Annotated in this window: 27 protein-coding genes; 15 read left to right on the forward strand and 12 right to left on the reverse strand. The window is 69.3% G+C overall.

What is annotated here, in order from left to right; all coding sequences use genetic code 11:
- The first annotated feature begins 57 nt into the window (after positions 1–57).
- The 10 genes from V3W47_RS02735 to V3W47_RS02780 all read left to right on the forward strand — a co-directional run bounded on the left by V3W47_RS02735 (position 58) and on the right by V3W47_RS02780 (position 6,242).
- A complete protein-coding gene (locus tag V3W47_RS02735) occupies positions 58–507 on the forward strand; it encodes a MaoC family dehydratase (protein ID WP_331823629.1) in 450 nt (149 codons plus the stop codon).
- A complete protein-coding gene (locus V3W47_RS02740; protein ID WP_331823630.1) occupies positions 504–950 on the forward strand; it encodes a PaaI family thioesterase in 447 nt (148 codons plus the stop codon). The genes V3W47_RS02735 and V3W47_RS02740 overlap by 4 nt, the downstream gene beginning before the upstream one ends.
- Entirely contained in the window at positions 947–1,468 is a 522-nt protein-coding gene (locus tag V3W47_RS02745; RefSeq protein ID WP_331823631.1) for a macro domain-containing protein, read from the forward strand. Before V3W47_RS02740 ends, V3W47_RS02745 begins: the two co-directional genes overlap by 4 nt.
- On the forward strand, positions 1,465–1,809 hold the full coding sequence (locus V3W47_RS02750; RefSeq protein ID WP_331823632.1) for a hypothetical protein: 345 nt from the start codon (positions 1,465–1,467) through the stop codon (positions 1,807–1,809). The genes V3W47_RS02745 and V3W47_RS02750 overlap by 4 nt, the downstream gene beginning before the upstream one ends.
- Positions 1,806–3,077, forward strand: coding sequence for an acyl-CoA dehydrogenase family protein (locus V3W47_RS02755; RefSeq protein ID WP_331823633.1), 1,272 nt, complete (start codon positions 1,806–1,808; stop codon positions 3,075–3,077). Before V3W47_RS02750 ends, V3W47_RS02755 begins: the two co-directional genes overlap by 4 nt.
- Positions 3,070–3,285 (forward strand): AbrB/MazE/SpoVT family DNA-binding domain-containing protein, encoded by a 216-nt coding sequence (locus V3W47_RS02760; RefSeq protein WP_331823634.1) that lies wholly within the window; start codon positions 3,070–3,072, stop codon positions 3,283–3,285. Before V3W47_RS02755 ends, V3W47_RS02760 begins: the two co-directional genes overlap by 8 nt.
- The gene (locus V3W47_RS02765) at positions 3,282–3,668 is read left to right on the forward strand and encodes a type II toxin-antitoxin system death-on-curing family toxin (protein WP_331823635.1); all 387 of its coding nucleotides are present in this window, start codon (positions 3,282–3,284) and stop codon (positions 3,666–3,668) included. Before V3W47_RS02760 ends, V3W47_RS02765 begins: the two co-directional genes overlap by 4 nt.
- 66 nt (positions 3,669–3,734) lie before the next feature.
- On the forward strand, positions 3,735–4,262 hold the full coding sequence (locus V3W47_RS02770; RefSeq protein ID WP_331823636.1) for a CbrC family protein: 528 nt from the start codon (positions 3,735–3,737) through the stop codon (positions 4,260–4,262).
- An 11-nt stretch (positions 4,263–4,273) separates the two neighbouring features.
- Positions 4,274–5,074: an SDR family NAD(P)-dependent oxidoreductase gene (locus tag V3W47_RS02775; protein ID WP_331823637.1), complete on the forward strand. Its 801-nt coding sequence runs from the start codon at positions 4,274–4,276 to the stop codon at positions 5,072–5,074.
- A 91-nt stretch (positions 5,075–5,165) separates the two neighbouring features.
- The gene (locus V3W47_RS02780) at positions 5,166–6,242 is read left to right on the forward strand and encodes a phosphotransferase family protein (protein WP_331823638.1); all 1,077 of its coding nucleotides are present in this window, start codon (positions 5,166–5,168) and stop codon (positions 6,240–6,242) included.
- Here the strand turns inward: V3W47_RS02780 and V3W47_RS02785 are convergent.
- Positions 6,234–6,488, reverse strand: a complete 255-nt coding sequence (locus tag V3W47_RS02785; protein ID WP_331823639.1) for a hypothetical protein — start codon at positions 6,486–6,488, stop codon at positions 6,234–6,236. The genes V3W47_RS02780 and V3W47_RS02785 overlap by 9 nt on opposite strands.
- 227 nt (positions 6,489–6,715) lie before the next feature.
- Between V3W47_RS02785 and V3W47_RS02790 the strand changes: the two genes are divergently transcribed.
- From V3W47_RS02790 to V3W47_RS02805, 4 genes are read left to right on the forward strand one after another with little or no spacing between them, the layout of a single operon-like run.
- Positions 6,716–7,420 (forward strand): histidine phosphatase family protein, encoded by a 705-nt coding sequence (locus tag V3W47_RS02790; RefSeq protein ID WP_331823640.1) that lies wholly within the window; start codon positions 6,716–6,718, stop codon positions 7,418–7,420.
- Between the two features lie 20 nt (positions 7,421–7,440).
- The gene (gene lipP1, locus V3W47_RS02795) at positions 7,441–8,367 is read left to right on the forward strand and encodes a LipP1 family hormone-sensitive lipase (RefSeq protein ID WP_331823641.1); all 927 of its coding nucleotides are present in this window, start codon (positions 7,441–7,443) and stop codon (positions 8,365–8,367) included.
- A 14-nt stretch (positions 8,368–8,381) separates the two neighbouring features.
- On the forward strand, positions 8,382–8,918 hold the full coding sequence (locus V3W47_RS02800; protein ID WP_331823642.1) for a hypothetical protein: 537 nt from the start codon (positions 8,382–8,384) through the stop codon (positions 8,916–8,918).
- 60 nt (positions 8,919–8,978) lie between these two features.
- Positions 8,979–9,659, forward strand: a complete 681-nt coding sequence (locus tag V3W47_RS02805; RefSeq protein WP_331823643.1) for a winged helix-turn-helix domain-containing protein — start codon at positions 8,979–8,981, stop codon at positions 9,657–9,659.
- A 119-nt stretch (positions 9,660–9,778) separates the two neighbouring features.
- Here the strand turns inward: V3W47_RS02805 and V3W47_RS02810 are convergent, their stop codons facing one another.
- The 11 genes from V3W47_RS02810 to V3W47_RS02860 form a co-directional block, all read right to left on the reverse strand.
- Entirely contained in the window at positions 9,779–10,690 is a 912-nt protein-coding gene (locus V3W47_RS02810; protein WP_331823644.1) for an aminoglycoside phosphotransferase family protein, read from the reverse strand.
- A 105-nt stretch (positions 10,691–10,795) separates the two neighbouring features.
- Positions 10,796–11,833: a sugar phosphate isomerase/epimerase family protein gene (locus tag V3W47_RS02815; protein ID WP_331823645.1), complete on the reverse strand. Its 1,038-nt coding sequence runs from the start codon at positions 11,831–11,833 to the stop codon at positions 10,796–10,798.
- 134 nt (positions 11,834–11,967) lie between these two features.
- Positions 11,968–13,083, reverse strand: a complete 1,116-nt coding sequence (locus V3W47_RS02820) for a Gfo/Idh/MocA family protein (RefSeq protein WP_331823646.1) — start codon at positions 13,081–13,083, stop codon at positions 11,968–11,970.
- Between the two features lie 159 nt (positions 13,084–13,242).
- Positions 13,243–14,058 (reverse strand): sugar phosphate isomerase/epimerase family protein, encoded by an 816-nt coding sequence (locus tag V3W47_RS02825; protein WP_331823647.1) that lies wholly within the window; start codon positions 14,056–14,058, stop codon positions 13,243–13,245.
- 154 nt (positions 14,059–14,212) lie between these two features.
- Complete coding sequence (locus V3W47_RS02830) at positions 14,213–16,684, reverse strand: glycoside hydrolase family 3 C-terminal domain-containing protein (protein ID WP_331823648.1); 2,472 nt, start codon at positions 16,682–16,684, stop codon at positions 14,213–14,215.
- A 167-nt stretch (positions 16,685–16,851) separates the two neighbouring features.
- The gene (locus tag V3W47_RS02835) at positions 16,852–18,225 is read right to left on the reverse strand and encodes a GH1 family beta-glucosidase (RefSeq protein WP_331823649.1); all 1,374 of its coding nucleotides are present in this window, start codon (positions 18,223–18,225) and stop codon (positions 16,852–16,854) included.
- Positions 18,222–19,283, reverse strand: a complete 1,062-nt coding sequence (locus tag V3W47_RS02840) for an ABC transporter ATP-binding protein (RefSeq protein WP_331823650.1) — start codon at positions 19,281–19,283, stop codon at positions 18,222–18,224. Before V3W47_RS02840 ends, V3W47_RS02835 begins: the two co-directional genes overlap by 4 nt.
- Positions 19,264–21,216 carry a dipeptide/oligopeptide/nickel ABC transporter permease/ATP-binding protein gene (locus V3W47_RS02845; protein WP_331823651.1) on the reverse strand — a complete coding sequence of 651 codons (1,953 nt, stop codon included), beginning with the start codon at positions 21,214–21,216 and terminating at the stop codon, positions 19,264–19,266. The genes V3W47_RS02840 and V3W47_RS02845 overlap by 20 nt, the downstream gene beginning before the upstream one ends.
- Entirely contained in the window at positions 21,213–22,199 is a 987-nt protein-coding gene (locus tag V3W47_RS02850) for an ABC transporter permease (RefSeq protein ID WP_331823652.1), read from the reverse strand. Before V3W47_RS02850 ends, V3W47_RS02845 begins: the two co-directional genes overlap by 4 nt.
- A gap of 96 nt (positions 22,200–22,295) precedes the next feature.
- On the reverse strand, positions 22,296–23,936 hold the full coding sequence (locus tag V3W47_RS02855) for an ABC transporter substrate-binding protein (RefSeq protein WP_331823653.1): 1,641 nt from the start codon (positions 23,934–23,936) through the stop codon (positions 22,296–22,298).
- 82 nt (positions 23,937–24,018) lie between these two features.
- Positions 24,019–25,050 (reverse strand): LacI family DNA-binding transcriptional regulator, encoded by a 1,032-nt coding sequence (locus V3W47_RS02860; RefSeq protein WP_331823654.1) that lies wholly within the window; start codon positions 25,048–25,050, stop codon positions 24,019–24,021.
- Between the two features lie 222 nt (positions 25,051–25,272).
- On the opposite strand from V3W47_RS02860, the gene V3W47_RS02865 reads away from it, so the two are divergent.
- Positions 25,273–26,541 (forward strand): glycoside hydrolase family 125 protein, encoded by a 1,269-nt coding sequence (locus tag V3W47_RS02865; protein WP_331823655.1) that lies wholly within the window; start codon positions 25,273–25,275, stop codon positions 26,539–26,541.
- Positions 26,542–26,667: the final 126 nt, after the last annotated feature.

Below are 26,667 nucleotides of genomic sequence, written 5' to 3' on the forward strand. Positions count from 1 at the left end.
GATCAGCTCTCAGCGAGAGATTGGAAGCTGACCGCTGACAGCCCCAAAGGAGCACTCATGCACCTCCCCGACCTTCGCGCCCGTGTCGGCCAGGAAGTCGCCCTCTCCGAATGGGTGACAGTCACGCAGGAGATGGTTCATCAGTTCGCGGACGCGACCGGCGACCACCAGTTCATTCACGTGGACCCGGAGCGGGCGGCGCGGACACCCTTCGGCGGCCCCGTCGCGCACGGCTTCCTGACGCTCTCGCTGCTCGCCGGGCACTTCATGACGGGGGGTGGCTTTCCCCCGCTGGAGGGGACGCGCATGGTCGTGAACTACGGCCTGAACCGTGTGCGCTTCATCTCGCCCGTGCCCGTGGGGAGCCGCCTTCGCAACCGCGCGACCCTCCTCGGCGTGGAGGACGGCCAGGGCTTCGCCCAGATGACCGTCACCAACACCATCGAGATTGAGGGAAGTGAGCGGCCCGCCGCTACCGCCGAGACGGTGATGCGGGTCTACCTGTGACGGCGTTGGAGGGGGTCGAGGCCGTCGCCTTTGCCCAGCGCGTCCTCGACTCGCAGCCCTTCAGCGTCCTCGTCGGGGCGCGGGTGGAGGAGATGTCCCGCGAGGGCGTGGTCGTGCGGGTGCCCTTCCGGCCCGACCTCACCCAACACCACGGCTTCGCGCATGGCGGCGTCCAAGCGGCGCTGGCCGACATCGCCCTCACCTTTATGGGGGCGGCGGCGCTGGGGCCGAGTGTCTTGACCTCGGAGTTCAAGATCAACTTTCTACGGCCCGGTATGGGCGAGGCGCTCGTCGCCCGTGGAAGTGTGATCAGCGCGGGCAAGCGGCAGGCCGTGACCCGCTGCGACATCTTCGCCGTGCAGGATGGGGAGGAGCGGTTGGTCGCCACCGCCCTCGGCACCATCGTCACGGCGGACGTGCCCCCGGCGGGAGGGGAGAGGTGAGCCTGAGCTATGTGTCGGGCGACGCCACCCAGCCGAGCGGAGAGGGGCCGAAACTCCTCGTCCACGTCTGCAACGACATCGGCGCGTGGGGACGGGGCTTCGTACTGGCGCTGTCGAGGTGTTCCCGTGAGCCGGAGCGAGCGTACAAACGTTGGGCGGCGAGGGAGACCGGGCAGCCCTTCGCGCTCGGGGAGGTGCAATTCGTCTCCGTCGCCCCCGACCTGACAGTAGCGAACCTGATCGGCCAACACGATATCGCCCGCAAGAACCGACCGACGGACGTGCCCCCTGTACGTTATGAGGCCATCCGCGCCGGGCTGGTACGGGTACGCGAGGAGGCGCGGCGCGTGGGCGCGTCAGTTCACATGCCCCGCATCGGCGCAGGTGTAGCGGGCGGCGACTGGACGCTCATTGAGCCGATCGTCCTCGAAGAACTCGTCGCGCACGGCTTGGACGTGACTGTGTATGACCTACCGCCCGTTACAGCGGGTGTGGCCCCGGCGGGAGGGGGGAAGTGAGGCCGGGAACGGTGTACGGCCTGGAAAGGGACGGCGAACTTTTGGGCCGCCTCACCGTCACGGATACAGAGATGTTCGCCGTCCACTGCGACTTCGTGCCCACGCCCGCCTTCGCCCCCTACCGCGCCCTGTTTGAGGAGGACAACGCCCTGGCCGAGCGGGTCGCGGACGATCCTGACCCGGCCCTGCTGGAACAATCCGAAGCCGTGTTAGACCGCATTCTGGCTCTGAACCTCGTGCTGCGCCGTGAGGGCGGCGGCGTGTACCGCGAGGCGCTCATCAGCATTGAGGGCGACCGGGCGGGCTTCCGCCCCCTGAATCCCGAGGAGGAACCCCTATGACCCTGTTCGACGTATCCCCCCGCACCCGCGACCTCCACAGCCGCCTGACGGCCTTTATGGAGGAGTACATCTATCCCAACGAGGCCGAGTTCGTCCGTCAGGTGAACACGGGCGACCGTTGGGAGCATGTGGAGCTGCTGGAGGAGCTGAAGCCGAAGGCCCGCGCCGAGGGCCTGTGGAACCTCTTCCTGCCGCCTGCGTCGGACCCGCAGGGAATGTTCGGGCCGGGCCTGAGCAATCTGGAGTACGCCCCCCTGTGTGAGGTGATGGGCAGGGTGTGGTGGGCACCGGAGGTCTTCAACTGCAACGCGCCCGACACGGGCAACATGGAGGTGCTGGCCCGCTACGGCACGCCCGAGCAGCAGGAGCGGTGGCTCACGCCCCTCTTGAACGGCGAGATTCGCTCCGCCTTCTCCATGACCGAGCCGGACGTGGCGAGCAGCGACGCGACGAACATCGAGTCGAGCATCACGCGGGACGGCGACGAGTACGTCATCAACGGGCGTAAGTGGTGGACCTCGGGGGCGGGCGATCCGCGCTGCAAGATCAGCATCTTCATGGGCAAGACGGACCCTGCTGCCGAGCGCCACCTCCAGCAGTCCATGATCCTCGTGCCGCTTGCTACGCCGGGCGTGACCGTGGAGCGGATGCTCACCGTCTTCGGCTACGACGACGCGCCGCACGGCCACGCGGAGATGACCTTCGAAGGCGCGCGGGTGCCCGCCTCCAACCTGCTGCTCGGCGAGGGCCGGGGCTTCGAGATCGCGCAGGGCCGCCTCGGGCCGGGCCGCATCCACCACTGCATGCGGCTGATCGGGCAGGCCGAGCGGGCGCTGGAGCTGATGATCGAGCGGGCGGGGCAGCGCGTCGCCTTCGGCAAGCCGCTCGGCGGGCACCAGCATGTCCGCGAGGCGATTGCCCACAGCCGCATGGAGATCGACCAGGCCCGCCTCCTGACCCTGCAAGCCGCGCACATGATGGACACGGTGGGCAACAAGGCGGCGCGCGGCCAAATTGCGGCAATTAAGGTCGTCGCGCCGAACGTCGCATTGAAAGTCATCGACCGCGCCATCCAGATCTTCGGCGGTGCGGGCGTCAGCCAGGACAGCCCCCTCGCCATGATGTACGCGCAGGCCCGCACCCTCCGCCTCGCCGACGGCCCCGACATCGTGCATACCGAGACGGTGGCGAAGGTGGAGATGAAGCGGCAGGAGAAGCTGCGGGGGCAGCGGGCGGCTTTAACCGGGTTAGAATCACAGCATGCGTAAACGCCTGACCACGGTGGGCAAATCGCGGGCGGTCATCCTCCCCAAAGAGCTGCTGGAGCTGTACGGGTTCGGTGAGGAGGTGGAGATCGAACCGACGGATGGGGGCTTGATTCTTCGCCCGGCCAGACGGGGCCTGAGCTTCGAGGAGGCCGCCGAGAAGCTGTTCGCCGAGAAGGAAGAGTTGCTGGAGCGCCTCAGCAACGCATGACGATCTACCTCACGCCGGAACAGGTGACGGCCCTGCACGACCGGGCGCTGAGCCGTCACGGTGGAACGCCCGGTCTACGCGATCCCGGTGCCCTCGCATCTGCCCTCGCCCAACCCGCGATGGAGGCATTCGGCGTCAAGCTGTACCCGTCGCTGACGGAGAAGGCCGCCGCCCTCCTCTTCCTGGCGCGGAATCACGGCTTCATCGACGGCAATAAGCGAACGGCCTACGCCGCCGCCTACGTCTTCCTGCTCCTGAACGGCTCGGAACTCTCCGGCCCGGACGACGCCGTGTTCGAGCTGGTGCTGAGGACGGCACGGGGAGAATTGGCCGACCCGCGAGCGGTTGCCGCTGCCCTTGAATCTCTCGTCACCCTGCCCTAGCTGATCATTTCCAGGAGGATTCATGTTGTTCGATCAGCAGAATTGCCCTCGAAGGAATTTACGGTAATGGTCGAGGCTCTGCCTGACTTCCCATATCATCCTGATCCCGTAAGCACAGGCGTTGTTGAACGGGTAGATGCAGTTTGTGGCGTGTGTGACCAGCGCCGAGAATGGCTCTACACCGGACCGTTCTACGCCCGTGAAAAACCCGAACGCCTCTGCCCCTGGTGTGTGGCCGACGGTCGGGCAGCGTCCCAGTATGACGGGAACTTCCACGACGCCAGTTTCGATGACTCAGCAAGCCCTGAAAGTGTCGAGGCCGTTCTAACGCGCACACCCGGCTTCTCTACCTGGAATCCTATCTTCTGGCCCGATCATCACGGGGAGTGCTGCGCGTACCTCGGCGACCTCGTGCCGGAGAAGCACCACGAGTTGCTTGAGGATGCGTCCGTTCAGGAGGAGTTGGCCCGAATTGCCCGTGATTGGAACATCGAGGTCAAACACGTCCTTTCCGGCGCGGACGATTCAGGACCCCTCACCCTGTTCCAGTGCCGAACCTGCGGCGTCTACCGAATCTCGCTCGACTTCAGTTGAGGTAAACATATATGGACTTCCAAGACAAAATTATCGTCGTCACCGGGGCCGCCTCCGGCATCGGCCTCGCGCTCGCCACGCGCTTCGTGCGGGAGGGCGCGACCGTGATCGCCTCCGACCTCAACGCGGAGGTGGGGGCACAGAAGGCGGCGGAAATCGGTGCCCGCTTCGTGCCCGCGAACGTGGCGAGGGAGGAGGAGATTCAGGCCCTGATCTCGGACGTGCTGGGGCGTGAGGGCCGCATCGACCTCTTCTGCTCCAACGCGGGCATAGGCATCGGCGCGGGGCCGGAGACGCCCGACAAGCAGTGGGACCTGATCCACCGCGTCAACGTGATGAGCCACGTCTGGGCCGCCCGGCACCTGCTCCCGCACTTTCTGGAGCGTGGAGACGGGTACTTCCTGAACACCGCGTCGGCGGCGGGCCTCCTCACCGAGCTGCATTCCGCCCCCTACGCGGTGACGAAACATGCGGCCCTCGCGTTCGCCGAGTGGCTGGCGATCACCTACGGCGACCGGGGCGTGAAGGTGGCGGCGCTGTGCCCGGAGGGCGTCTGGACCCCCATGATCCAGAACGCACCCATCCTCCAGCAGACGGCGATCACGACGGACGAACTCGTGGAAGTGACGCTGGAGGTGCTGAGGCAAGGCGGCTTCCTCATCACCACGCACCCGACCACGCTCCAGTCCTTCCAGAACAAGGCGAACGACTACGACGGCTGGATCGGCAAGATGCGGCGGCTGCGCGTGAAGGCGATGGCGCTGCTCGCCGGGCAGGGTGAGCGGGCGTTCGGGCTGGGGGAGAAGTCGTGAGGGCATGTGGCGCGTGGCGTGTCGCGTGTAGAGGAATGCTCTTCCGGCCTTCCACGGGCCACGGGCCACAGGGCACAAGCGGGGAAACCCCTTGACCCGCCCCGACACCGCCCCCGTCCGCCCCGGTGAGGAACTGCCGCTGGAGCTTCTGCGTGAGGCCCTGCGGGGCCGCGTGGAGGGCGACGTGGACGCGCTGGCGGTCGAGCAGTTCCCCGGCGGCTTCTCCAACCTGACCTACCTGCTGCGGCTCGGCGAGCGGGAGTACGTGCTGCGCCGCGCGCCCCTCGGCCCGGTGGCGGCGAAGGCCCACGACATGCCGCGCGAGTTCCGGTTGCTGGAGCGGGTGCATCCGGTGTTGCCCGTCGCCCCGAAGCCCCTCCTCCTCGTGGAGGACGCGGCGCTCCTCGGCTCGCCCTTCTACCTGATGGAGCGGCGGCGCGGTACGATTGTCCGCACCAGGCTCCCGCCCGAGTACGCCGCGCTGCCGGACGCTCCCCGCCAGCTCTCGGAGGCGTTGGCGGACACGCTCGCCGACCTGCACGCGGTGGACATCGACGCGGCGGACCTGCGCGGTCTCGGCAAGCCGGAGGGCTTCAACGCCCGGCAAGTGGAGGGCTGGGCCTCCCGCTGGCGTCGCGCCCGCACCGACGACCTCCCGCCCGTGGAAGAACTGCACGACGAGGACGTGATCGCGTGGCTCACCGCGCACACGCCGCCCGAGTCGGCCCACACCCTCGTCCACAACGACCTCAAGCTCGACAACCTGATGCTGGCCCCGCAGGACCCCTCGCGCGTCGTCGCCCTGCTGGACTGGGAGATGACGACCGTGGGCGATCCCCTCGTGGACCTCGGCCTGACGCTGACGTACTGGACGATGCCCGAACAGCCGGGCGGCGCGCAAAACCGCGTGGGCGCTGCCGCGAGCGCCGAGGGCTACCTGACCCGCGAGGCGTTCCTGTCGCGCTACGCGGAACGAAGCGGGCGGGACGTGTCGGGTGTGGCGTGGTACGAGGTGCTGGGCCACTTCAAGCTCGCCGTGATCGTCATTCAGATTTACGCGCGTTACCGGGCCGGGCAGACGAAAGACCCCCGCTTCGCCCCCCTCGGCGCTCAGGCCCGCTGGCTCATCGGGGAGGCGTGGCGGCGGATCGGGGAAGCCTCACGCTAGCCGGATGCCGGGCGGGATGGGCGGGGCCACGCGCCACACCCACGCCAGCCACAGCAGGGCGGCGGTGCCCAGCAGCAGGGCGTAGAGCGCCAGCCGCAGCGCCGGGTAGGGCCGGGGCAGCGTGCCCGCCACCGGAGCGTAAAGGCGGTAGTGACGCCCCAGATTCAGACCTAGCACCATGCCCAGCATCAGCACGGCGAGGGTGAATGTCAGCAGGGCGGCGGCGAGGGGGGTGGGGTGCATCATGGGGTCTCCGTCGGAAGGGCTGAGATTGGGGAAGGTCAGCGTACCTCCGGGTGTGAGGTTTTTCATGTGTATGCCGATCATTCCGTTTACTTCAAACCCCGTCACACGTCGCCGGGTGTGTGGAAGCCCGTGGCTCCCGGTTCTGTTTTTCCCGCCATACGACAAGAAAGTTTGGATGACGTGACCCACAGCGAAACTCAGTTCTTCTCGATGCCCGGTCGCCCCGCGTGAGCACCCTTATCCTCATCCGACACGGGCAGGCCACGCCCTTCGAGGCCGACACCGACCGTCTCTCGCGGCTGGGGGAGGAGCAGGCCCGCGCGGTCGGGCACTTTCTCGCCGAGTCGGACGTGGAGCCGACGGACGTGTTCTGCGGCTCCTTGACGCGGCAGCGGGAGAGCGCGCGGCTGGCGGCCCAGGCGGCGGGGGGCGCATGGCCCGACCCCGTGGTGGACCCCCGCCTCGCCGAGTACGACGGGGACGGCCTGATTCGCATGCTGGGGCCGCTCCTCGCCGCCCGTGACCCGGCGTTCGCCGCCCTGCTGCGTGCCTCGGAGGAGGGACGGCTGGGGCCGGAGCGCAACCGTCACCTCCAGCGGATGCTCGAACCGCTCGCCGGGGCGTACCTGCGGGGCGACGTGGCCCACCCGGAAGTGGAAACGTGGGCCGCCTTCCGCACCCGCGTCCACGCCTTCCTGCGCGGGCTGCTCGCCGGGCCGTCCGGGCGCACCGTCCTCGCCTTCTCGTCGGGCGGCGTGATCGGCGTGACGGTCGCCGCCGTGCTGCGCGCCCCCGACGAGTCGGCCCTGGCGCTGAACTGGCGGGTCAGGAACGGCAGCCTGACGCACCTGACTTACGGCGGCGGGCGGGCCAGTCTGGATTCGTTCAACGAAACCGCATACCTCGGCCCCGACCTCACGTCCTGGCGGTAGCCGCCGCGAAAGGAAGACCTATGCCCCTCGATCCCCACCTGAAAGAAGTCCTGCTCCAGTTCGCCGCCGCTCCCCAGCCGAATGGATTGGAGGAGATGCGCGCCGCCGTGATCGCCAATGCCGCCCGCGCCCCGAAGCGGCCCGTGACCATCGCCGGAACACGTGATCTGAGCATTCCCGGTCCGGCCTCCGAACTGCTCGCGCGGCTCTACACCCCGGTAGGGGAGGGACCGCACCCCCTGACCGTCTTCTTCCACGGGGGCGGCTTCGTCGCGTACTCCATCGAGACGCATGACCCCGTGTGCCGTGAGCTGTGCGCGGAGGCGAACACCGCCGTCCTGAGCGTCGAGTACCGCCTCGCGCCCGAACACCGTTTTCCGGCCCCGGTGGATGACGCCTATGCCGCGCTGCGGTGGGCCGCCGAGCACGCGGGGGAACTGGGGGCCGACCCCTCCCGCCTCGCCGTGGCGGGCGACAGCGCGGGCGCGAGCCTGTGTATCGCCTGCACCCAGCGGGCACGGGACGAGGGCGGCCCGGCGGTGAAAGCCCAACTCCTGATCTATCCCGCCGCCGACTTCGTGAACGTGGAGCGTTACCCCAGCCGCCGCGAGAATGCTTCAGGATACTTTCTGACCGAGGAGCGCATGAGCTTCTTCGGCCAGATGTACCTCGCCGACCCCGCGCACGCCGCCCACCCGCACGTCAGCCCCCTCCACGCCGCCGAACTCCACGACCTGCCGCCCGCCCTCGTCCTGACCGCCGAGTTCGACCCCCTGCGCGACGAGGGCGCGGCCTACGTCGAGGCGCTCCGGCAGGCGGGCGTCCGCGCCGAACACCAGCCCGGCCCCGGCATGATCCACGGCTTTGCCAACATGACGGCCTTCTCGCCCGCCGCCGCCGAGTTGGTGGATAGGGCGGCGAGGTGGTTGAAGGCGGAGTTGGCGTAGGGATGAGGCTTCAGGTGGGCGAGTGGGTGTTGGAGGTGAGGCAGGGAGATCAGCCCTTCGCCCATCTCCTGACCTCCTCAAGCCTTGTGGAGACGTTTGGGCATCTGAAGGGACGGAAGGACGAGGACGGCGAATTGCTCTGCATCGGCGTAGGCAGGCGAAAGCCAACCGAACTTGTCGTCCTGCAACGCTTCGAGTCACACGAAGGTGTTTTCGGGCCGGGTCTGCTGCTTGTTCCAGAAGCGGACATGCTGTTCATCGGTGCTGGAACACGTCTTCTCGCCTATAACCTCAACGGCCCAACGCGGCTCTGGGAGGAGTTCACAGAGGTTGGGTTCAGCTTCTGGGATCGGGTAGGTGGAGTCGTCCTGATGTCCGCTGAACTGGAGTTCACGGCGTGGACGACGCGCGGCGACAAGCTTTGGACGACATTTGTGGAGCCGCCGTGGAGTTACAGGATAGAAGGCGACTTCCTAGAGCTTGATGTAATGGGGCGGGTCTCTCGGTTTCCTGTCCTCACTGGTCCAACAGGAACAGGGCCGACCGAGTAGACCTCGCTCCTTTCAGCCCCCACTCTCGCCGACTGAAACGCTCTCCGTCATCCTGCTCGCATGACCCATGAGCAACAGGACATGCTCCGCGTCTCCGACCCCGCTCAGGCCCGCGCGCTCAAGGCAGACCTCGATCTGCTGGGACGTTTCCTCTCGCCCGCCTCGCCGAGTGACGTGGCGGCGGCACTGGGGCAACCGGCGAACCTCATTCACCACCACGCGCGGAAGCTCGCCGAACTGGGGCTGCTGTTCGAGCAGCGGCGCGAGGGTGGGAAGGTGTTCTTTCAACTCATGGCGCGGGAGTTCCGCTTTCCCATGAACTTGCTGCCTCCGTTGGAGGGAGAGGGACGAGCGGGAGACGTGCGGGCGTTGGCTGACACCTTCCTGAAAGGCTATGAGGAATTCTGGAGCCGGGTGCGGGCAGACGAGGAGGAGATTATGGGCTTTGGCGACCGTGAGCGGCCCCCTGCCCGGCCTCCGGTTCCCAGTGGCCCCGCTGGGGAGAGCTGCCCGCCGCACCTTGAATCGCTTACCCTACGCCTGACGCCAGAGCGTTACCGTCAGTTAGTCCGTGCCCTGAACACCCTCTTGGGGGAGGCTGAGGTGGACGCGTTGAGAGAGGGAGGGGATGTCTGCACTGTCACCCTACTCGCCTCACGCGGGGCACCGCACCACGACCCGGCCCACTTCAACGGCATTAGCCACGACATGAGCAGTTTCATGGGTGCCCTTTCCTCCTGACCCCACCCAACAAGAGGGGAGAGGCCCACCCACCCGGCCCCTCCCCTCATTCCTAATCCCTAACTCCTCACCCCTGCATCTGCGCCCGCGCCTGCGCCTGAAGCTGCCGCCACGCCACCCTACCCGCCGCGCCGATGGTCGGCGAGAACCTCCTCAATCGCGCGCCGGGCGGCGCGAACGCCCACGGGGTTGGTCTTCAGGTAGTACGGCACGAAGACGAGCGCCTGGGCCAGCGCGTGCCCCCGCCCCCGCGCCCACGTCGCGTCGTCCACCCCGAGCGATGCGCGGAACACGTCCCGACTCTCGCCGGAGAAGAGGCTCCACGCGATCATCAGGTCGCAGGCCGGGTCGCCGACGCCCAGCCCGCCGAAGTCGATCACGGCGCTGGGTCGGCCCCGTTGAACTAGCACGTTGCCGGGCAGCAGGTCCCCGTGAAACCAGACGGGTGGGCGGTCCCACTCCGGGACGGCGAGGGCGACCTCCCAAGCCGCCGTCGCCGTGTCGGTGTCGATCAGGCCGTGGAGGGACGCGATGGCCGCGCGGACGCTCGCCTCCCGCGTCCCCAACGAAACGCCGCGCAGGTTGTGTTCCGTGGCGGGTGGTGCGCCGGTCGTCGCCACCTGTTGCAGCGCCCTCACGAATTCCGCCAGATCACGCGCCGCCTGACATAGATCGGGGATGTGCGCCTCCACCGCACTCTCCCCCTCCAACCAGCGGTGGACGGCCCACGGGGAGGGGTAGCCCTCGCCGGGCGTCCCTTGCGCGAGCGGCACGGGGACGGCCAGCGGCAGAAGCGGGGCCAGTCGTGGCAGCCACAGGTGCTCCTTCTCCACCTGTGCCACCGCCCAGCCGATGCGGGGCAGCCGCACGACCAGCTCGATGCCGAGGCGGTAGATCGCGTTGTCGGTGCCAGCGGAACGGACGGGCGTGATGGGCAGGTCCGCCCACCGGGGAAACTGCGCCGCGAGCAGCCGACGCACGAGCACCACACTGGTCTCCACCTCGTCGGCGTGCATCCTGGGGACGGTCATTGCTCGGGACGTTACTCCACCGGGGGCACGGGCCGCGTCCGCCAACGGGCCTAGCGTCGCCGTTTCTCTTCTTTCGCTGGCGGCTGGAAGCTGGCCGCTGGCCGCTCAGGAAATAGGCGTCCCCTCCCCCCCGCCCGGCTGCTCCTCCCCCGCAAAGGCGGCGTCGAAGGCCACGTCCGAGCCGGGGAAGTCCAGCCGCCGCAGAAAGGCTGCGCTCTCGGTCGCCCCATGCACGCGGTCCATGCGCGAGTCCTCCCACTCCACACTCAGCGGCCCCGCGTACCCGATGTCGCCCAGCGCCACGATGATCTCCTCGAAGTTGATGTCGCCGCGCCCCACCGAGCGGAAGTCCCAGTAACGGCGGTGGTCGCCAAAGGTGGTGTGCCCGCCGAAGACGCCGACCTCGCCCGTGCCGTGGCCCCACCACACGTCCTTCATGTGCGCGTGGAAGATGCGGTCCCGAAACGTGTGCAGGAACCGCACGTAGTCCACATGCTGATACCCGAGGTGGCTGGGGTCATAGTTGAAGCCGAAGCGGGGGTGGTGGTTCAGGGCGTCGAGCGCCCTCTGCGCCGTCGCTATGTCGAAGGCGATCTCGGTCGGGTGGACCTCCAGCGCGAAGTTGACGTTCTCGGTCTCGAACACGTCCAGAATCGGCGTCCAGCGGGAGGCGAAGTCCGCGAAGCCCCGGTCCCAGAACGCCTGATCGGTGGGCGGGAAGGCGTAGAGGCTGTGCCAGATCGAGGACCCCGTGAAGCCGTTCACCACGCTGACGCCGAACTTCCGGGCGGCGCGGGCCGTGTCCATGATCTCCTGCGCCGCCCGCTGCCGCACGCCCTCCGGGTCGCCGCCCTGCCAGACGTGGGCGGGGACGATGGAGCGGTGCCGCTCGTCGATAGGGTCGCACACCGCCTGCCCGACGAGGTGATTGCTGATGGCGACGCATTGCAGCCCGTGTTCTTCGAGCAGGGCGCGCTTGGCCTGAACATACCCCTCGTCGCTCAGCGCCGCCTGAACGTCGAAATGATCCCCCCAGCACGCGAGTTCGAGGCCGTCGTAGCCCATGCTTTTGGCGAGGGGCGCGAGCCGGGCGAGGGGCAGGTCGGCCCACTGGCCGGTGAAGAGGGTGATGGGTCGGGGCATGGGGTCTCCTGGGAGGGGAAAGGGGTTGGGGTTAGGAGAGAATTGGTTCCAAGTCACAGAAAGGGGAGGGGAGAGCGCACACGGCCTCCCACCACCCCTCACCGCTTCACTCCGGTCATGCTCGGCACACCAGCTTACGACCCGGAAACCTCCAGCGGCGTTCCCCTGAACCAGCCGGGCTGGACCGCCAGCGCCTCGGGCCGCTGTGCGTGGCTGTTGACACTCAGCGTCCGCCCCTCCTGCGCCGACTCCAGCACCGTGTGCATCACGTCGAGGACGTGGAGGGCGAGGTCGCCGCTCGCCCGGTGGGGCGTGCCCTGCGCGATGGCGTCGAGCATGTCCGCCAGCCCGATGCCGCGCGCGTTGTCGCTGAAGGGGCGGGTGAGGGCCACCGTCTCCCACTCCTCGTCCCCGGCGCGGCGCAGCCTCAGCGGTCCGCCGAAGGTATTCGGGTCGGGAAGGCTCAGGGTGCCCTCCGTGCCGTAAATCTCGATGCGCGGCAACTCGCTCGCGGGCGTGTCGAAGCTGGCGATGAAGGTGGCGACCTGCCCGCCCCCAAAGCCGAGCTGCGCGGTGACGTGGGTGGGCGTCGTGACCGGGATGCGCTCGCCCTGCCGCGCTCCGCTGCCGATGGTCCGTTCCTCCAACGCCTTGACCGCGCTCCCGCCCACCTGCGTCACGCCGCCGAGCATGTTCACGAGCGCGGTGAGGTAGTACGGCCCCATGTCGAACAGCGGCCCCGCCCCCGGCTGGTAGAAGAAATCCGGGCTGGGATGCCACCCCTCCGGCCCGTTGCCCATGAAAAAGGCGGTCGCCGCCACCGGACGCCCGATGGCCCCGGCGTCGAGGAGTTCCCGCGCCGTCTGGAGGCCCGCGCCGAGAAAGGTGTCCGGCGCGCAGCCGACGCGCAGGCCGCGCTCCCCAGCCTCCCGCAGGATGGCCTGCCCGTCCCCCCGCGCGACCGCCAGCGGCTTCTCGCTGTAGACGTGCTTCCCGGCCCGCAGCGCGGCGAGCGACACCTCCGCGTGGGCGGCGGGCGGCGTCAGGTTCACGACGGCAACGATCTCCGGGTCCGCGAGCAGTTCGTCCCGCGTCATCGCCCGCGTGCCGTACTCGGCGGCCTGCGCCTGTGCGCGGTCAAGGTCGAGGTCGGTCACGGCGCTCACCTCGAAGAGGGCGAGGTCACGGGCGATCTTGAGGTAGGCGGCGCTGATGTTGCCGGTGCCGATGATGCCGATGGGATGGGGCATGGGGACCTCCGGGGGTCGAGGGGTCGAGGGGTCGAGAGGTCGAGAAAACGACGACACGAGGCCGTGGAGCTATTTCTTTTGCTCCTCCCCCTTGAGGGGGGAGGCCGGGTGGGGGTGAACAGGCATGGCCTGAACTGCCACGCCGTTCTCTCTAACCCCTCACCCCTCCCACCCCGACAGCCCCTCCTCAATCAATCGCCGCGCACTCTGCTCCACGTCCTCGAACACGTCGCCCGCGCTGCGGTCCATCTCCAGCACGTGCCATTTCGCGGTGGGGGCGGCGAGGAGGGCCGCGCGGTAGTCCACCACGCCGCCCCCGAGGGGCACCTGATCGGCCTCCGGGGTCGCCGGGCCGTCCTTGACGTGGAGGGCAAGCACCCGGTCGCCGAGGCGGCCCAGCACCTCCGCCGGGTCCTGCCCCGCCGTGCGCGCCCAGTAGGCGTCCACCTCCAGAAAAACCTGCGGGTCGAGCAGTTCGAGGAGGGTGTCGTAGGCGGCCCGCCCGTTCTCCAGCGTATTCCACTCCCACCAGTGGTTGTGATAGCCGAGGCGGATATTTCGTGCGGCGGCGTTGCGCGCGGCCTCGTTCATCGCCTCCGCGAACCGTTGCGTGCCGTCCAGCGTGGAGAGAACGTCGCGCTCGAAGCCGTGGACCTCGCCGGGCCAGGAGACGACCGCGAGATTGGCCCCGATCAGCTCCAGCTCGTCGAGAATCGCCTCCGACTGCGGGCCATACGGCGCGGCGGCGTGGACGGACGAGAGCTGCACCCCGTGGTCGTCGAGGTCACGGCGTAGGGTGGTCGCCGTCGCCATCCGCGCGGCGGGCGTCTGACCGCTGCTGCCGATGCCGAAGGGTTCGACGTACTTGAAGCCGATCTCGGCCACGCGCGCGACCGTTGCGGTTGGGTCAGCCTGCGCGGCGTCGCGGAAGGTGTAGAGCTGGACGGAGAGGGTGCCCTTGTGCGGTTGTGTCATGGAATCTCCCAGGAGAAGAGGATGGGGTGAGGCGTTAGGGGCAGTCAGCAATCAGCCGTCAGCCGTCAGCCGTCAGCGGAACAGGAGGGTTCGAGCGTTGGGTGATGAGAAATGAATCGGCGGGAGGGGAGCCGGAGCTTCCCCGTCCCCCTCATCACTTCCCTCCCGCCACCCCCTCGCTCCACTCCCCGGTCAGGGTCAGCGGCAAGGTCAGCGGCAGGTCCGCGCTGCTCGTGCCGATCAGAATCTCGAACTGTCCTGCGTCGGCGACCCAGGCGTTCCGCGTGTCGTCGAAATAGGCGAGCGAGCGCATGTCGAGCGTGAGGTTGACCTCCCCCGTCTCGCCCGGCCCCAGCGTCACCTTGCCGAACGCCTTCAGCTCCTTCTCGGGCCGCTCCAACGTCGTCTCCACGTCGCGCACGTAGAGCTGCACGACCTGTTGCCCGGTCCGCTCGCCCCTATTCCGCACCTGCACCCTCACGCTCACCTCACCGCCCGGCGCGACCTCGGCGGCACTTGGGTGCGCGTCCGGCAGCTCGAACGTCGTGTAGCTCAGCCCGAAGCCGAAGGGGAAGAGGGGCGTCGTGCCTGCCCGGTCCACATGGCGGTAGCCGATGAACAGCCCTTCCCTGTACTCGACCTGTCCGTTCTCTCCGGGATACTGCACGTCGGGCGTCTCGGGGTGAGTGGGGTCGTCCTCCAGACGGGCGGGGAAGGTCTGCGGCAATCTCCCGCCGGGGTCGGCCTGCCCCAGCAGCACGTCGGCAAAGGCGTGCCCGGCCTCCTGACCGGGGAACCAGCCCTGCAAGACGGCGGGCACGCCCTCCAGCCACGGCATCAGGACCGGGCCGCCCGTCTGGAGGAGGACGATGGTGTTGGGATTCGCCGCCAGAACCGCCCGCACGAGATCGTCCTGACCGCCCGGCAGGTCCAGCCCCCAGCGGTCCACGCCCTCGGTCTCCCAGTCGCCGTTCGTCCCGATACAGACCACGGCATAGTCGGCCTCACTCGCCACGCGCACCGCGTCCTCCAGCGCCGTGGGGGAGAGGGGTGCCCGGAAGCCCAGCCGCACCGCGCTGAGGTTGAAGATGCCCTCCGCGACGGGCCTCGGCGTCAGCTCGACGACGGCCTGATGGTCCCCGGCGCTCAGGCGGCGCGTGGTCCTCATCTCCCGGCTGCCCAGGCCGAAGTAGGTGTCTCCCGGCGTCCAGTCCGTCCAGTTGTCGATGGCCTCCTCGCCGTCCACGAGGAGGCGGCCCAGCCCGGCGCTGGCGAGGCTGAGGTCGTACTCGCCGCCTTCCGGCGCGGTCAGCGTCAGGCTCAGGCGGGCGCGGAACGAGGCGGGATCGACGCCCTCCGGGAAGGAGAACCACATCGTCTCGCTGCCGCGCTTGTCCTCCGTCGCCACCACCTGCCCGCCTTCCCCGAGATACTCGATGTGCAGGGGCACGTCCAGCGTCGGCAGGAAGCGGTCGTTGTCGCAGCCGACGGCGTGGGTGACGTTCTCCTCCCCCAATGCGGCGCGCAGGCCTTCCAGCGGCGAGGTGCGGCGGTGGGCGTTCATCTGCGCGCTGCCCCCGCCCATGACCTGCCCGACTGTCGCGTTCGGCCCGATGACGGCGACCTTAGCGTTCGCAGGGAGGGGCAGCAGCCCGCCCGCGTTCCTGAGCAGCACCGTCCCCTCGGCCCCGGCGCGGCGGATCAGGGCGCGGGTGTCCGCGTACTCCTCGTCGCGCTCCACTTCGTCCCGCACGTCACGGGGGTTGTCGAAGGTCCCCGTGCGCTCGATCAGCCGCAGGACGTTCCTCGCCGCCTCCCGGACCGCCTGCCGGGTCGCCTCGTCGTTCCGGGCCTCCTCCAGTAGTCCCGCCCGCGCCCTGGCCGGACCGGGCATCTCCAGGTCCAGGCCCGCCCGCGCGCTCTTGCCCGCCGAGTGGGTGCCGCCCCAGTCGCTCATCACCAGGCCGTCGAAGCCCCATTCCCCGCGCAGAATGTCGGTGATCAGGCGCGGGTTCTCGCTGCAAAAGGGACCGTTCAGCTTGTTGTACCCGGTCATGATCGCCCAGCTTCCGCCCTCCTTCACGGCGAACTCGAAGGGCCGCAGGTACAGCTCGCGCAGGGCACGCTCACCGATGACGGAGTTGATGGAGTTGCGCTGGTACTCGGACTCGTTGCCCGCGTAGTGCTTGACGGTGGCGGCCACGCCCGCCGACTGGAGACCCTGAATGTAGGCCGCGCCCAGCTTGCCGGTGAGGTGGGGGTCCTCCGAGGTGTTCTCGAAGTTGCGCCCGTTCAGCGTCGAGCGCATCAGGTTGATGGTGGGGGCGAGCAGCACGCCCGCGCCCTTGTCCAGCGCTTCCCGTGCAAGGTGGACGCCGACCTCCCGCAAGAGTTCGACATTCCACGTCGAGCCGAGCGAGATGCCCACAGGAAAGGCGGCAGTGTGCTTCCCGCCGACGAGGGGACCACCGCCGCGCGCTCCCGCCGGGCCGTCCGTGACCTTGAGCGAGGGGATGTTCAGGCGCTCTATGGGCACGGTGCGCCAGAAATCCGCCCCGGCCAGCAGCGACACCTGCTCTTCGAGGGTCATCTGGTCGAGCAGGTGGTCGAGATCGGTAGAAGTCATGGAGAAACCTCGGGGAGAAAGGGTTGTGACGAAGCGTACTTTAGCGGTAAACAAAACTCGGCGTCTGCGGCAGCGAGGAGAGAAAAAGTCGCCCGCCTTCCGACCCCCCGCCCGAGCACTCCGTGAGGCAGAGGGGTCAGGTCGGCGGCGTCAGAACTGGGCGACCGTCACCCCGTCTCGCCCCGCGCCAGGCGGCCATACCACGCCCCGCTGTCCTTCACGGTGCGCCGCCCCGTCTCGTAGTCCACCCGCACCAGCCCGAAGCGTTTGCTGTACCCCTCCGCCCACTCGAAGTTGTCGAGGAGGCTCCAGGCGAAATACCCCCTCAGCGGCACGCCGCCCTCGATGGCCTCCCGGCACGCGGCGAGGTGGCGCTCAAGGTAGCGGCGGCGGTCCTCGTCGTGGACCTGTCCATCGGTGTCGGGGCGGTCGTCGTAGGCCGCGCCGTTCTCGGTGACGTACAGCACGGGGGGCGCGTACTCCTTGTGGACGCGGGCCAGAATCTCGCGCAGGCCGTCGGGGTACACCTCCCAGTCGAAGGCGGTGTACTCGCCGGGGGGCCGGAGTTGAGTGCTGTTCATGAACCCGCGCCCACCGGGGAAGTGCTTCACCACGCTCCGCTGGTAGTAGTTCACGCCCAGGAAGTCGGTCGGCACGGCGATCAGGTCGAGGTCGCCGTGCTGGATGGCCGATTCGAACGCCGGGGCATGGGGGCGGTACAGCTCCAACATGTCCGCCGGGTAGCCCCGCCCGTACAACGGGTCGAGGAACCAGCGGTTGAGGAACCCGTCCCCCCGCCGCGCGGCGGCCACGTCCCCCTCCCGGTCGGAGGCGGCGTGCTGCGGCCCCAGGATGAGGGTGATCCCGACCTGCGCGTTCGGCACCGCCGCCCGAATCGCCCCCGTCGCCAGCCCGTGCGAGAGCAGGAGATGGTGGCTGGCGCGCAGGGCCGTCTCCAGATCACTCAGGCCGGGCGCGTGGACGCCCATCATGTGGCCCAGGAAGGCCGCGCACCACGGCTCGTTGTGCGTGACCCAGCCCCGCACCCGGTCGCCCAGCCGCCCCGCCACCGCGTCCGCGTACTGGGCGAAGGCGTGCGCCGTGTCCCGGTTCGCCCAGCCGCCCGCATCCTGCAAAACTTGGGGCAGGTCCCAGTGGTAGAGGGTCACGTAGGGGGCAATCCCGCGCTCCAACAGCCCGTCGGTCAGGCGGTCGTAGAAGTCCAGGCCCCGGCGGTTCACCGCGCCGCGTCCGTCCGGCACCACGCGCGGCCACGCCACCGAGAGGCGGTAGGCGTTCAGCCCCAGCCCCGCCATCAGGTCGAGGTCCTCCCGCCAGCGGTGATAGTGGTCGCAGGCCACGTCGCCCGTGTCGCCGCCCTTCACCCGCCCGCGCGTGTGGGCGAAGGTGTCCCAGATGGAGGGCGAGCGCCCGTCCTCGGCGACCGCCCCCTCGATCTGGTAGGCGGCGGTCGCCGTGCCCCACGCGAAGTCGGCGGGAAAGTCGGCTTTGCGGACGGTCCCGGTCTCACTCACGGTCATGCCAGCGCCTCCGGCTGGGGGTGGATCGGCGGCTGAGCGGCGAGCGCCGGATCGTGCAGAATGCAGCGGGCCTGGTGGCCCGGCCCCACGTCGTACATCCTCGGCAATCCCTCCTTGCACACGGCGCGGGCGTGCGGGCAGCGTGGCTCGAAGGGGCAGCCGGGCGGCAGGTTGGTGAGGTCGGGCACCTCGCCGCGCGCCTCGATCCGCTCGGGGTGCAGCCCCGCCTCGGGCTTGGGGGCCGCGCTCTTCAGGAGTTGCGTGTAGGGCATCTGCGGCGCGTCGATCACCCGGCTCGCCGGGCCGACCTCCACGATGTAGCCCGTGTACATCACCGCGATGCGGTCGGCCATATAGCGCGCCCCCGCGAGGTCGTGGGTGATGAACAGCATGGATAAGCCCTCCTGGTCGCGCAGGTCGAGCAGCAGGTTCATGATGTCGAGCCGGATGGACACGTCGAGCGCCGAGGTCGGCTCGTCCGCCAGGATCAGTTCGGGGCGCGCGGCGAGGGCGCGGGCGATCACCACGCGCTGCCGCTGCCCGCCGCTGAGTTCGTGCGGCTTCTTGGCGGCGTAGCTCGCGCCGGGGGAGAGGCCCACCCGCTCCAGCAGGGCGTTCACCTGCTCGCCCACGTCCCGCCCCCGCGCCAACCCGTGCAGTTTGAGGGGGCGCGACAGGATGTAGCCGATGGTGTGCAGCCCGTTGAGGCTGCCGTAGGGGTCCTGAAAGATCATCTGGACGTGCTTGCGGAATCGCCGCAGCCGCGCGCCGCCCATCCGCAACGGCACGTCCTCGCCCACCAGGGTCATCGTGCCCGAGGTCGGCTCGTACAGGTGGCCGATCAGCCGGGCGATGGTGCTCTTGCCCGACCCCGACTCGCCCACGAGACCCAGCACCTCCCCGCGCCCGATGGCGAGGTCCACCCCGTTGACGGCGGTGACGCTCTTGCCCGCGCGCCCGACCTTGAAGACCTTCGTGAGACCACGCGCCTCGAAGGCGGTGGGCGTGCCTCCCCCGGCGGTGGGCGTCAAGTTCCGATCAGTCGCTGGCGAGAGCATGGCCCTCCTCTCTGGGTGCCGCTTCCTTCACGGCGGGCGAGTGCAGGAAGCACGCGACCCGGTGGCCCGGCTCGACCTCCACGTTGGCGGGCTTCTTCACGTCACACGTGCCCGGCATCCGCGACGGGCAGCGGTCGAAGAAGGGGCAGTAATCCAGCTCCAGCGCCAGCGACGGCGGGCGGCCCGGAATGCCCTCGCGCCGCTCGCGCTCGCCCGACAGGGGCGGGAAGGCCGTCATCAGCCGCCGCGTGTACGGGTGCTTGGGATTCTGGTAAATCTCCCGCGCGGGGGCCTCCTCCACGATCTCGCCCGCGTACATGATGGCGATGCGGTCGCTCATCTCGACCAGCAGCGAGAGGTCGTGCGTGATGAAGATGATGGCGATGCCCAGCTCCCGCCGTACCTCGTCGATCTCCTGCAGGATTTGCCGCTGCACCACCACGTCCAGCGCCGTCGTCGGCTCGTCCATCACGACCAGCTTGGGTTCCAGCGCCAGCGCGATGGCGATCACCACCCGCTGCTTCATCCCGCCCGAGAGCTGGTGTGGGTACGCGTCGAGGTAGCTCTCGCGGATGCCGACGAGGCGGAAGAGTTCGCGGGCGCGGGCATCCAGCTTCGTCTTGTCCTTCACCCCGTGCGCCTGCATCGCGTCGTACACCTGCTCGCGCACCTTGAGGACCGGGTTGAGGATGTTCATGCTCGCCTGGAAGACGAGGGAATAGTCCTTCCAGCGCACCCGCCGCAGCTCCTCGGGCGTCATGGCGAGCAGGTCCCTGCCGTCCAGCACCGCCTCGCCGCCGAAGACGGCACCGGGTGGGTCGAGCAGCCGGGTTGCCGCGAACGCCAGCGTGGACTTGCCGCAGCCCGACTCGCCCGCCAGGCCGACGAACTCCCCGGCCTTCACGTCCAGCGACACGTCCCGCACCGCGCGCACCGGCCCCGTCCGCGTCGTGTACCCCGCGTCGAGGTGCCGGATGGCGAGCAGCGGGGCACCCGGCTCCTGTGCCGCCACTCCGCGACCCTTGCCGCGCCGCAGCACCCGCGTCGCCTTGCCCGCGTGGTTGGCCTTGGGGTTCGTGATCTCGTCGATGCCGAAGTTCAACAGCGCGAAGGCGGTGCCCAGCAGCGCGATGCCCAGGCCGGGCGGCACGAACCACCACCACGCCCCCTGGAGGAGTGCGCCGCGCGCCTGTGCCCAGTACAGCATCGTGCCCCAGGTGACGCTGCCCACGTCGCCGATCCCGATGAAGGACAAGAAGGCCTCGCTCAGCACCGCGTACAGGGCGGTGGAGAAGAAGTTGGCGGCGATCAGGCCCAGCAGGTTGGGCAGCATCTCCGCGAAGATGATGCGGCCCGGTCCCTCGCCCGTGGCGATGGCCGACTGCACGAAGTCGCGGCCCCGCAGCGCCATCGCCTGCCCGCGCAGCACCCGCGCCCCGAAGGCCCAGCCCGTCAGCGCGATCACGAGGATGATCGCCCAGGTGCCCCCGCCGCGCAAAAAAGCGCTCGCCACGATCAGGAGCGGCAGGCCCGGCAGCACGAGAAAGACGTTGATGACCGTGTTGATGATCTCGTCGGTGCGCCCGCCGAAGTAGGCGGCGGCCAGCCCCACCGCCGTGCCGATGGCGGTGGCGACCAGGCTCGACAGGAAGCCGATCAGCAGCGTGAGCCGCACCCCGTAGATTACCTGTGCGAGCACGTCCTGCCCCAGCGCCGTGGTGCCCAGCGGATGCGCCGCCGAGGGCCTCAGCCACGCGCCGAATTCCAGCGAGGTGGGGTCATACGGCGTGAGCAGCGGCGCGAAAAGGCCCATCAGCAGCATCAGCAGCATCAGGACAGCGCCCGTCGCGGCGCGCGGCGAACCCAGCACGAAGCGCAGCCCGCCCACGTTGAACTTCGGCTTGGGCGTGCGATTGAGGGGAATGACGGTCACGCGGTCCTCCCGTCACGCACACGCGGGTCCAGCACCGCGTACAGCGCGTCCACGATGAAGTTGGCGACGAGGACCGCCAGCGCGATGTACAGGAAGATCGCCTGCATCAGCGGGTAGTCGAGACCGACGACCGCGTTGTACAGGTACAGCCCCAGCCCCGGATAGGAGAAGACGATCTCGGTGGCGATGGCCCCGCCCACCACGAAGCCCAGGGCGATGCCGAAGGCGGTGAAGCTCGGCAGGAGGGCGTTCCTGAGCACGTAGCGGTTCAGGATGCGGCGCTCGGACAGTCCCTTGGCCCGCGCGAAGGCGAGGTAGTCCTCCCCCATCACGTTCATCACGTTGTTCCGCATGGTGATCAGCCAGCCGCCCGCCGACGTGATGATGATCGTCAGCGCGGGCAGCATGGCGTGCCGCAGCAGCGACGACCACCACTCCGGCGTCCAGGCGGTCAGGAAGGGGTCGAGGTTGCCGCTGATGGGAAAGAGGCTGAGCCGGAACGCGAGCAGGTACAGCAGCAGCAGCGCGAACCACAGGTACGGCATCGAGTTGAGAAACAGCGCGACCGGCGGCAGGGCGTCCGCCAACGCGCCGCCGCGCCGCCACGCGGAGTACAGCCCGAAGGCGCTGCCGATCAGGAAGGAGATGACGGTCGTGACGCCGACCAGTCCGAGGGTCCACGGGGCCGCCGTCGCGATGATGTCGCTCACGGGCGTCGGGAACTGCGTGATGGAGCGCCCGAAGTCACCCTGCACCAGCCGCCCGAGGTACGAGAAGTACTGGCTGATCAGGCTGCCCTGATTGTCGAGGCCGTAGGCTTTGGTGAGGGCCTCCACCGCCTGCGGGTCGAGGCGTCCCTGGTACTTGGCGATCATCGCGCCGATGGGGTTGCCCGGCACGAGGCGCGGCAGGATGAAGTTGAGCGTCACCGCCACCCACAGGGTGAACAGCAGGATGCCGAACTTGCGAAGCAGATAGGGCATGGGATTCTCCAGTGCCGGGGCAAGGGGCAAGGGTCGGGGGTCAAGGGCCGAGGGGCCAGCACGCCCGGACCCCCGACCCCCCCCGGTTGCCCCGACCTACTTGGGCTTGACGTTGAGGTACATCAGCCGGGCACCCGGCACGTCGTCGGGGCTGCCGTCGTTGTAGGGGTTTTGCGCGCTCGGGAAGTTCGTGAACTTGGAGGTGTTGAACAGCGAGAACTGCGCGCGGTCGGTCAGCGGCACCCACGGCATGTCCCGCATCACCGTGCTGACCATGGTGGCGACCGCCTTTTCCTGCGCGGCGGGATCGCTCGTCGAGCGGTAGCTGGCGATGGCCTGCGTCAGGGCGGGGTTGGTGTAGCGCGAGAGGTTCGAGGGCGCGGTCTTGCCCACCGCCGCGCTGAGTTCCGGCGAGAACGACGAGTAGAACAGGTAGTACGGCGAGGGACCGTTGCCCCAGCCCCAGCTCACGCCCATGTCGTAGGTGGCGGTCTGGAGGCCGCCCGCGTAGCTGCTCCACTGCTGCTGGTCGATGGAGGTGGTGATGCCGACCCGCTTGAGGTTGTCACCGATCACCTGCGCCATCGTGATGAAGTCGGTCCAGCCCGCGCCCACCAGAATCTTGTAGGTCGGCAGCGGCTGGCCGTCCTTGCCCAGGCGGACGCCCTGCGCGTTCTTGCGGTATCCGGCGGCGGTCAGCGCCCGGTCGGCGGCGGCGGCGTCGAACTTGGCCGTCATGCCCCGCATGCTGGCGGGCAGCCACTCGCTCTGCTGCGCGGGAATGACCGCGCTCGCCGGGGCCGCGCCCACCACGCCCGAGTAGGCCTTGAGGGCCACGTCCTTGGTGTTGATCGCCCCCGCGACCGCGCGCCGGAAGGCCGCGTCGTTGAAGGGGGCTTTGGTCGTGTTGAAGTACAGGAAGTTCGAGTTGTTCGTCGGCCACCAGTACTGGTAGTTCGGCCCCTTCGACGCGTAGCCGCCCTTGGGGTCGGGGATGCCGACGTAGCCGTAGTCGGCCTCGTTCTTGAGCAGTTGCAGCAGGGCGGCGTCGTTGCCGCTCGTCGCGCGCCACACCACCGCGTCCACGTACGGCTGCCCCTTGATCCAGTAGGTGGGATTCTTGAGCACCCGCACCGCCTGCTGGCTGTAGGCGTCGAAGGTGAAGGGGCCGGTGCCGACCGGCTTGGCGTTGGTGTACGTCACCGGGTCCGTCACGGCGCTCCACAGGTGCTGGGGCACGATGGCCTGGTTGGCGATGTAGAAGAAGATCGGCGTGTTGGCACGGTTGAAGGTGAAGGTGACGGTGTTGCCGCTCGCCCGGACGCCCGTGAGGCCGTTCTTCCAGACGCCGCTGAGGTCGAGCGCCGGGTACTGCTTCATGTAGTTGAAGGTAAAGGCCACGTCGGCGGCGCTGAAGGCCCGACCGTCGTGCCAGCGCACGCCGGGGCGGGTCGCGACGGTGAGGGTCCGGTTGTCCTTGCTCCAGGTGTACTTCGTGCCCAGGACGTTGGTGACCTTGCCGTTGAGGCCGTTGACGTAGAACAGCGTCTCGTAGATCGCGGAGTTGGTCGCCTGGAGGTGCTGGTCGGCGGGTGAGAAGGGGTTGAGGTTCTGCCCGCCCCACTGGGCCGCGCGCACGACGGTGAAGGTCGTCCTGGGCTGCTGGGCGAGGGCATACGTGCCCAGGGCGGCGGTGAGCAGGGCGAGGGGGGCGGCGAGCTTGAGGATGGGCGTCATGGTGACCTCGGGGTTCTCCGGCACGGGGCCGGGCGTGGGGGACGGGGTGGGGACAGGGCGGCGGCGGGCGGGACGCTGATGCTCACGGGGGCGGCCCGGTGGAGTGGCGCACGATCAGGGAGGTGGGAAAGGGGGGCGGCGGCGGCGGCGACAGGCCGCGCACGAGGTCGAGCAGCCGCCGCACCGCCGCCGCCCCCATCTCGGGCAGTGGCTGACGCACGGTGGTCAGGGGCGGGCGGCCCCGCGCGGCGGCCCCCACGTCGTCGTAGCCCACGACCGACAGCTCGCCCGGCACCCGCACCCCCCGCCGCTCGGCGGCGCGCAGCACCCCCAGCGCCGTCGAGTCGTTGGCCGCGAAGATCGCCGTGGGCGGCTCGGACAGCGCCAGCAGCGCCCCGGCGGCCTGCTCGCCGCCCGCCTCGGTAAAGTCGCCCTGCGCGAGGTAGGCGGGCGGCACCTCCACCCCGCCCGCCCGCAGCCCCCCCAGAAAGCCGCGCTCGCGCGCCGCCGACTCCTCGCGGTAGACCGGGGAGGTGTCCGGCCCCCGGATGTACGCCACCCGGCGGTGGCCCAGCGCCAGCAGGTGCCGCGCCACGAGTTCGCCGCCGTGCACGTTGTCGCCGCGCACGCTGAGGGGGGTACACGACCCCGCCGTGACCACCGGCAGGGCGTCCCGAAACACCTGATGCTCGTCGCCGCTGGGCAGGATGAGCAGCACCCCGTCCGCCAGGGTCCGCAGCAGGGCCGCCCGCTCGCGCTCCAGCGCCGGGCTGCCCGACGTGGTGAAGACCGCCAGATTCATCCCCGCGTCCTCGGCGGCGGCCAGCGCCCCGTGCAGCAGTTCGGTCACGTAGGGCACCCCGTAGCGCGGGGCCAGCACGCCGATCAGGTTCGTGCGCCGCCCCGCCAGCACCCGCGCCGCCGGATTCGCCACGTACCCCGTCTCCTCGACCGCCCGCAGCACCCGCAGCCGGGTCGCCTCGGACATGCCGGGCTTGCCGTTGATGACGTTCGAGGCCGTCATCCTCGATACGCCCGCCAGCCGCGCGATGTCCGTGAGGGTCGCCGGCGCGGAGAACGGGACGATGGGGGAGATGGGGGCCGGTTCCGTCAAGGGCGCTCCTGGGAACGTGACGCGAAAGGCGGGCGAGAACGGGCGGGCCGCCTGGCCCAGCCGCGCGCCTCGTGGCAGAGGTGATGGGTTGGTGTACCGGTAAAGTAAGCCTTCCTTAAGGACATGTCAAGACAAGGCAAACTCATCTGTGGCGGGGAATACGGGGGCCGTCCAGCGCGTCCACTCGTCGCCGCCCGCCCGCCGGGGGGCACAATGACCGGCGTGACCCACTCCAGCATTCAAGCCGCCATCGCCGACGTAACGCGCGCCTTCGCCCACCGCCCGGACGTGGCGCGCGTCTTCGCCCGTTGCCTGCCCAACACCCTGGAGACGACCGTGGGGCCGCGCGGGGACGGCACGACCTTCGTGGTGACGGGCGACATCCCCGCGATGTGGCTGCGGGACAGCACGGCGCAGGTATGGCCGTACCTGGGGCTGTGCGCGGACGACGCGGAGTTGCGCGACGTGCTGGGCGGTGTGATTCGCCAGCAGGCCCGGCTCCTCCTGGCCGACCCCTACGCCAACGCCTTCAACGCGGAGCCGAGCGGCGCGGGCCACGCGGGCGACGAGCCGCCGCGCTATCCCCTCGTGTGGGAGCGCAAGTTCGAGCTGGACTCGCTGTGCTATCCCCTGCGCCTCGCGCACCGCTTCTGGCGGGGGACGGGCGACGCGGGGCCGCTGCGGGGCGACTTCGAGGCGGCGGCGCGCACGATCGTGGACGTGATGAGGACCGAGCAGGACCATGAGGCGCGCAGCGGGTACACCTTCTTCCGCCCCGGCGACGTTTCCCCCACCGACAACCTCCCGAACGGCGGGCGCGGCCACCCGGTCGCCCGCACGGGGATGGTGTGGTCCGCCTTTCGCCCCAGCGACGACGCCTGCGAGCGCGGCTACCACGTGCCCGGCAACATGATGGCGGTCGTCGAGCTGCGTCACCTCGCCGAGATTGCGCGGGAGGTGTGGGGGGACGAGGGTTTCGCGGCGGAGGCGCTGGCCCTCGCGGACGAGATCGAGCGCGGCATCGAGACCCACGCCGCCCTGGACCACCCCACCTTCGGGCGCATGTACGCCTATGAGACGGACGGCCTGGGGAACCACGTCCTGATGGACGACGCCAACGTGCCCAGCCTGCTCGCCATCCCGTACCTCGGCTACCGCCCCGCGAGTGACGAGACGTACCGCAACACGCGCGCCTTCGTCCTAAGCCACGAGAACCCGTATTTCTGCACGGGGACGCACGCCGAGGGCGTCGGCAGCCCGCACACGCTCGCCGGGCGCGTGTGGCCCCTCGCGCTCGCCATGCGTGGGCTGACGGCCACGGACGCCGCCGAGCGGGACGCCGCGCTGGACATGCTCGTGCGGACGACGGCGGGCACCGACCTCATGCACGAGAGCTTCCACCCGGACGACCCGGCGGTATTCACGCGCGAGTGGTTCGGCTGGGCGAACAGCCTGTTTTCCGAACTCGTGTTGAGGTGTCTGGAGGACTAGATTTTCTGGGAACGTTGCAGAAGGCAGAAAGCAGAAAGCAGAAGGCTGGCAATGCGTGCCACCAGCCCTCTGCCTTTGACCTTCGCCACCCTCAGCGCCAACTTTCGCAGGAGGTCTCCCGACCGC

The organism is Deinococcus sp. YIM 134068, from assembly GCF_036543075.1.
Taxonomy (GTDB): Bacteria; Deinococcota; Deinococci; order Deinococcales; family Deinococcaceae; genus Deinococcus; species Deinococcus lichenicola.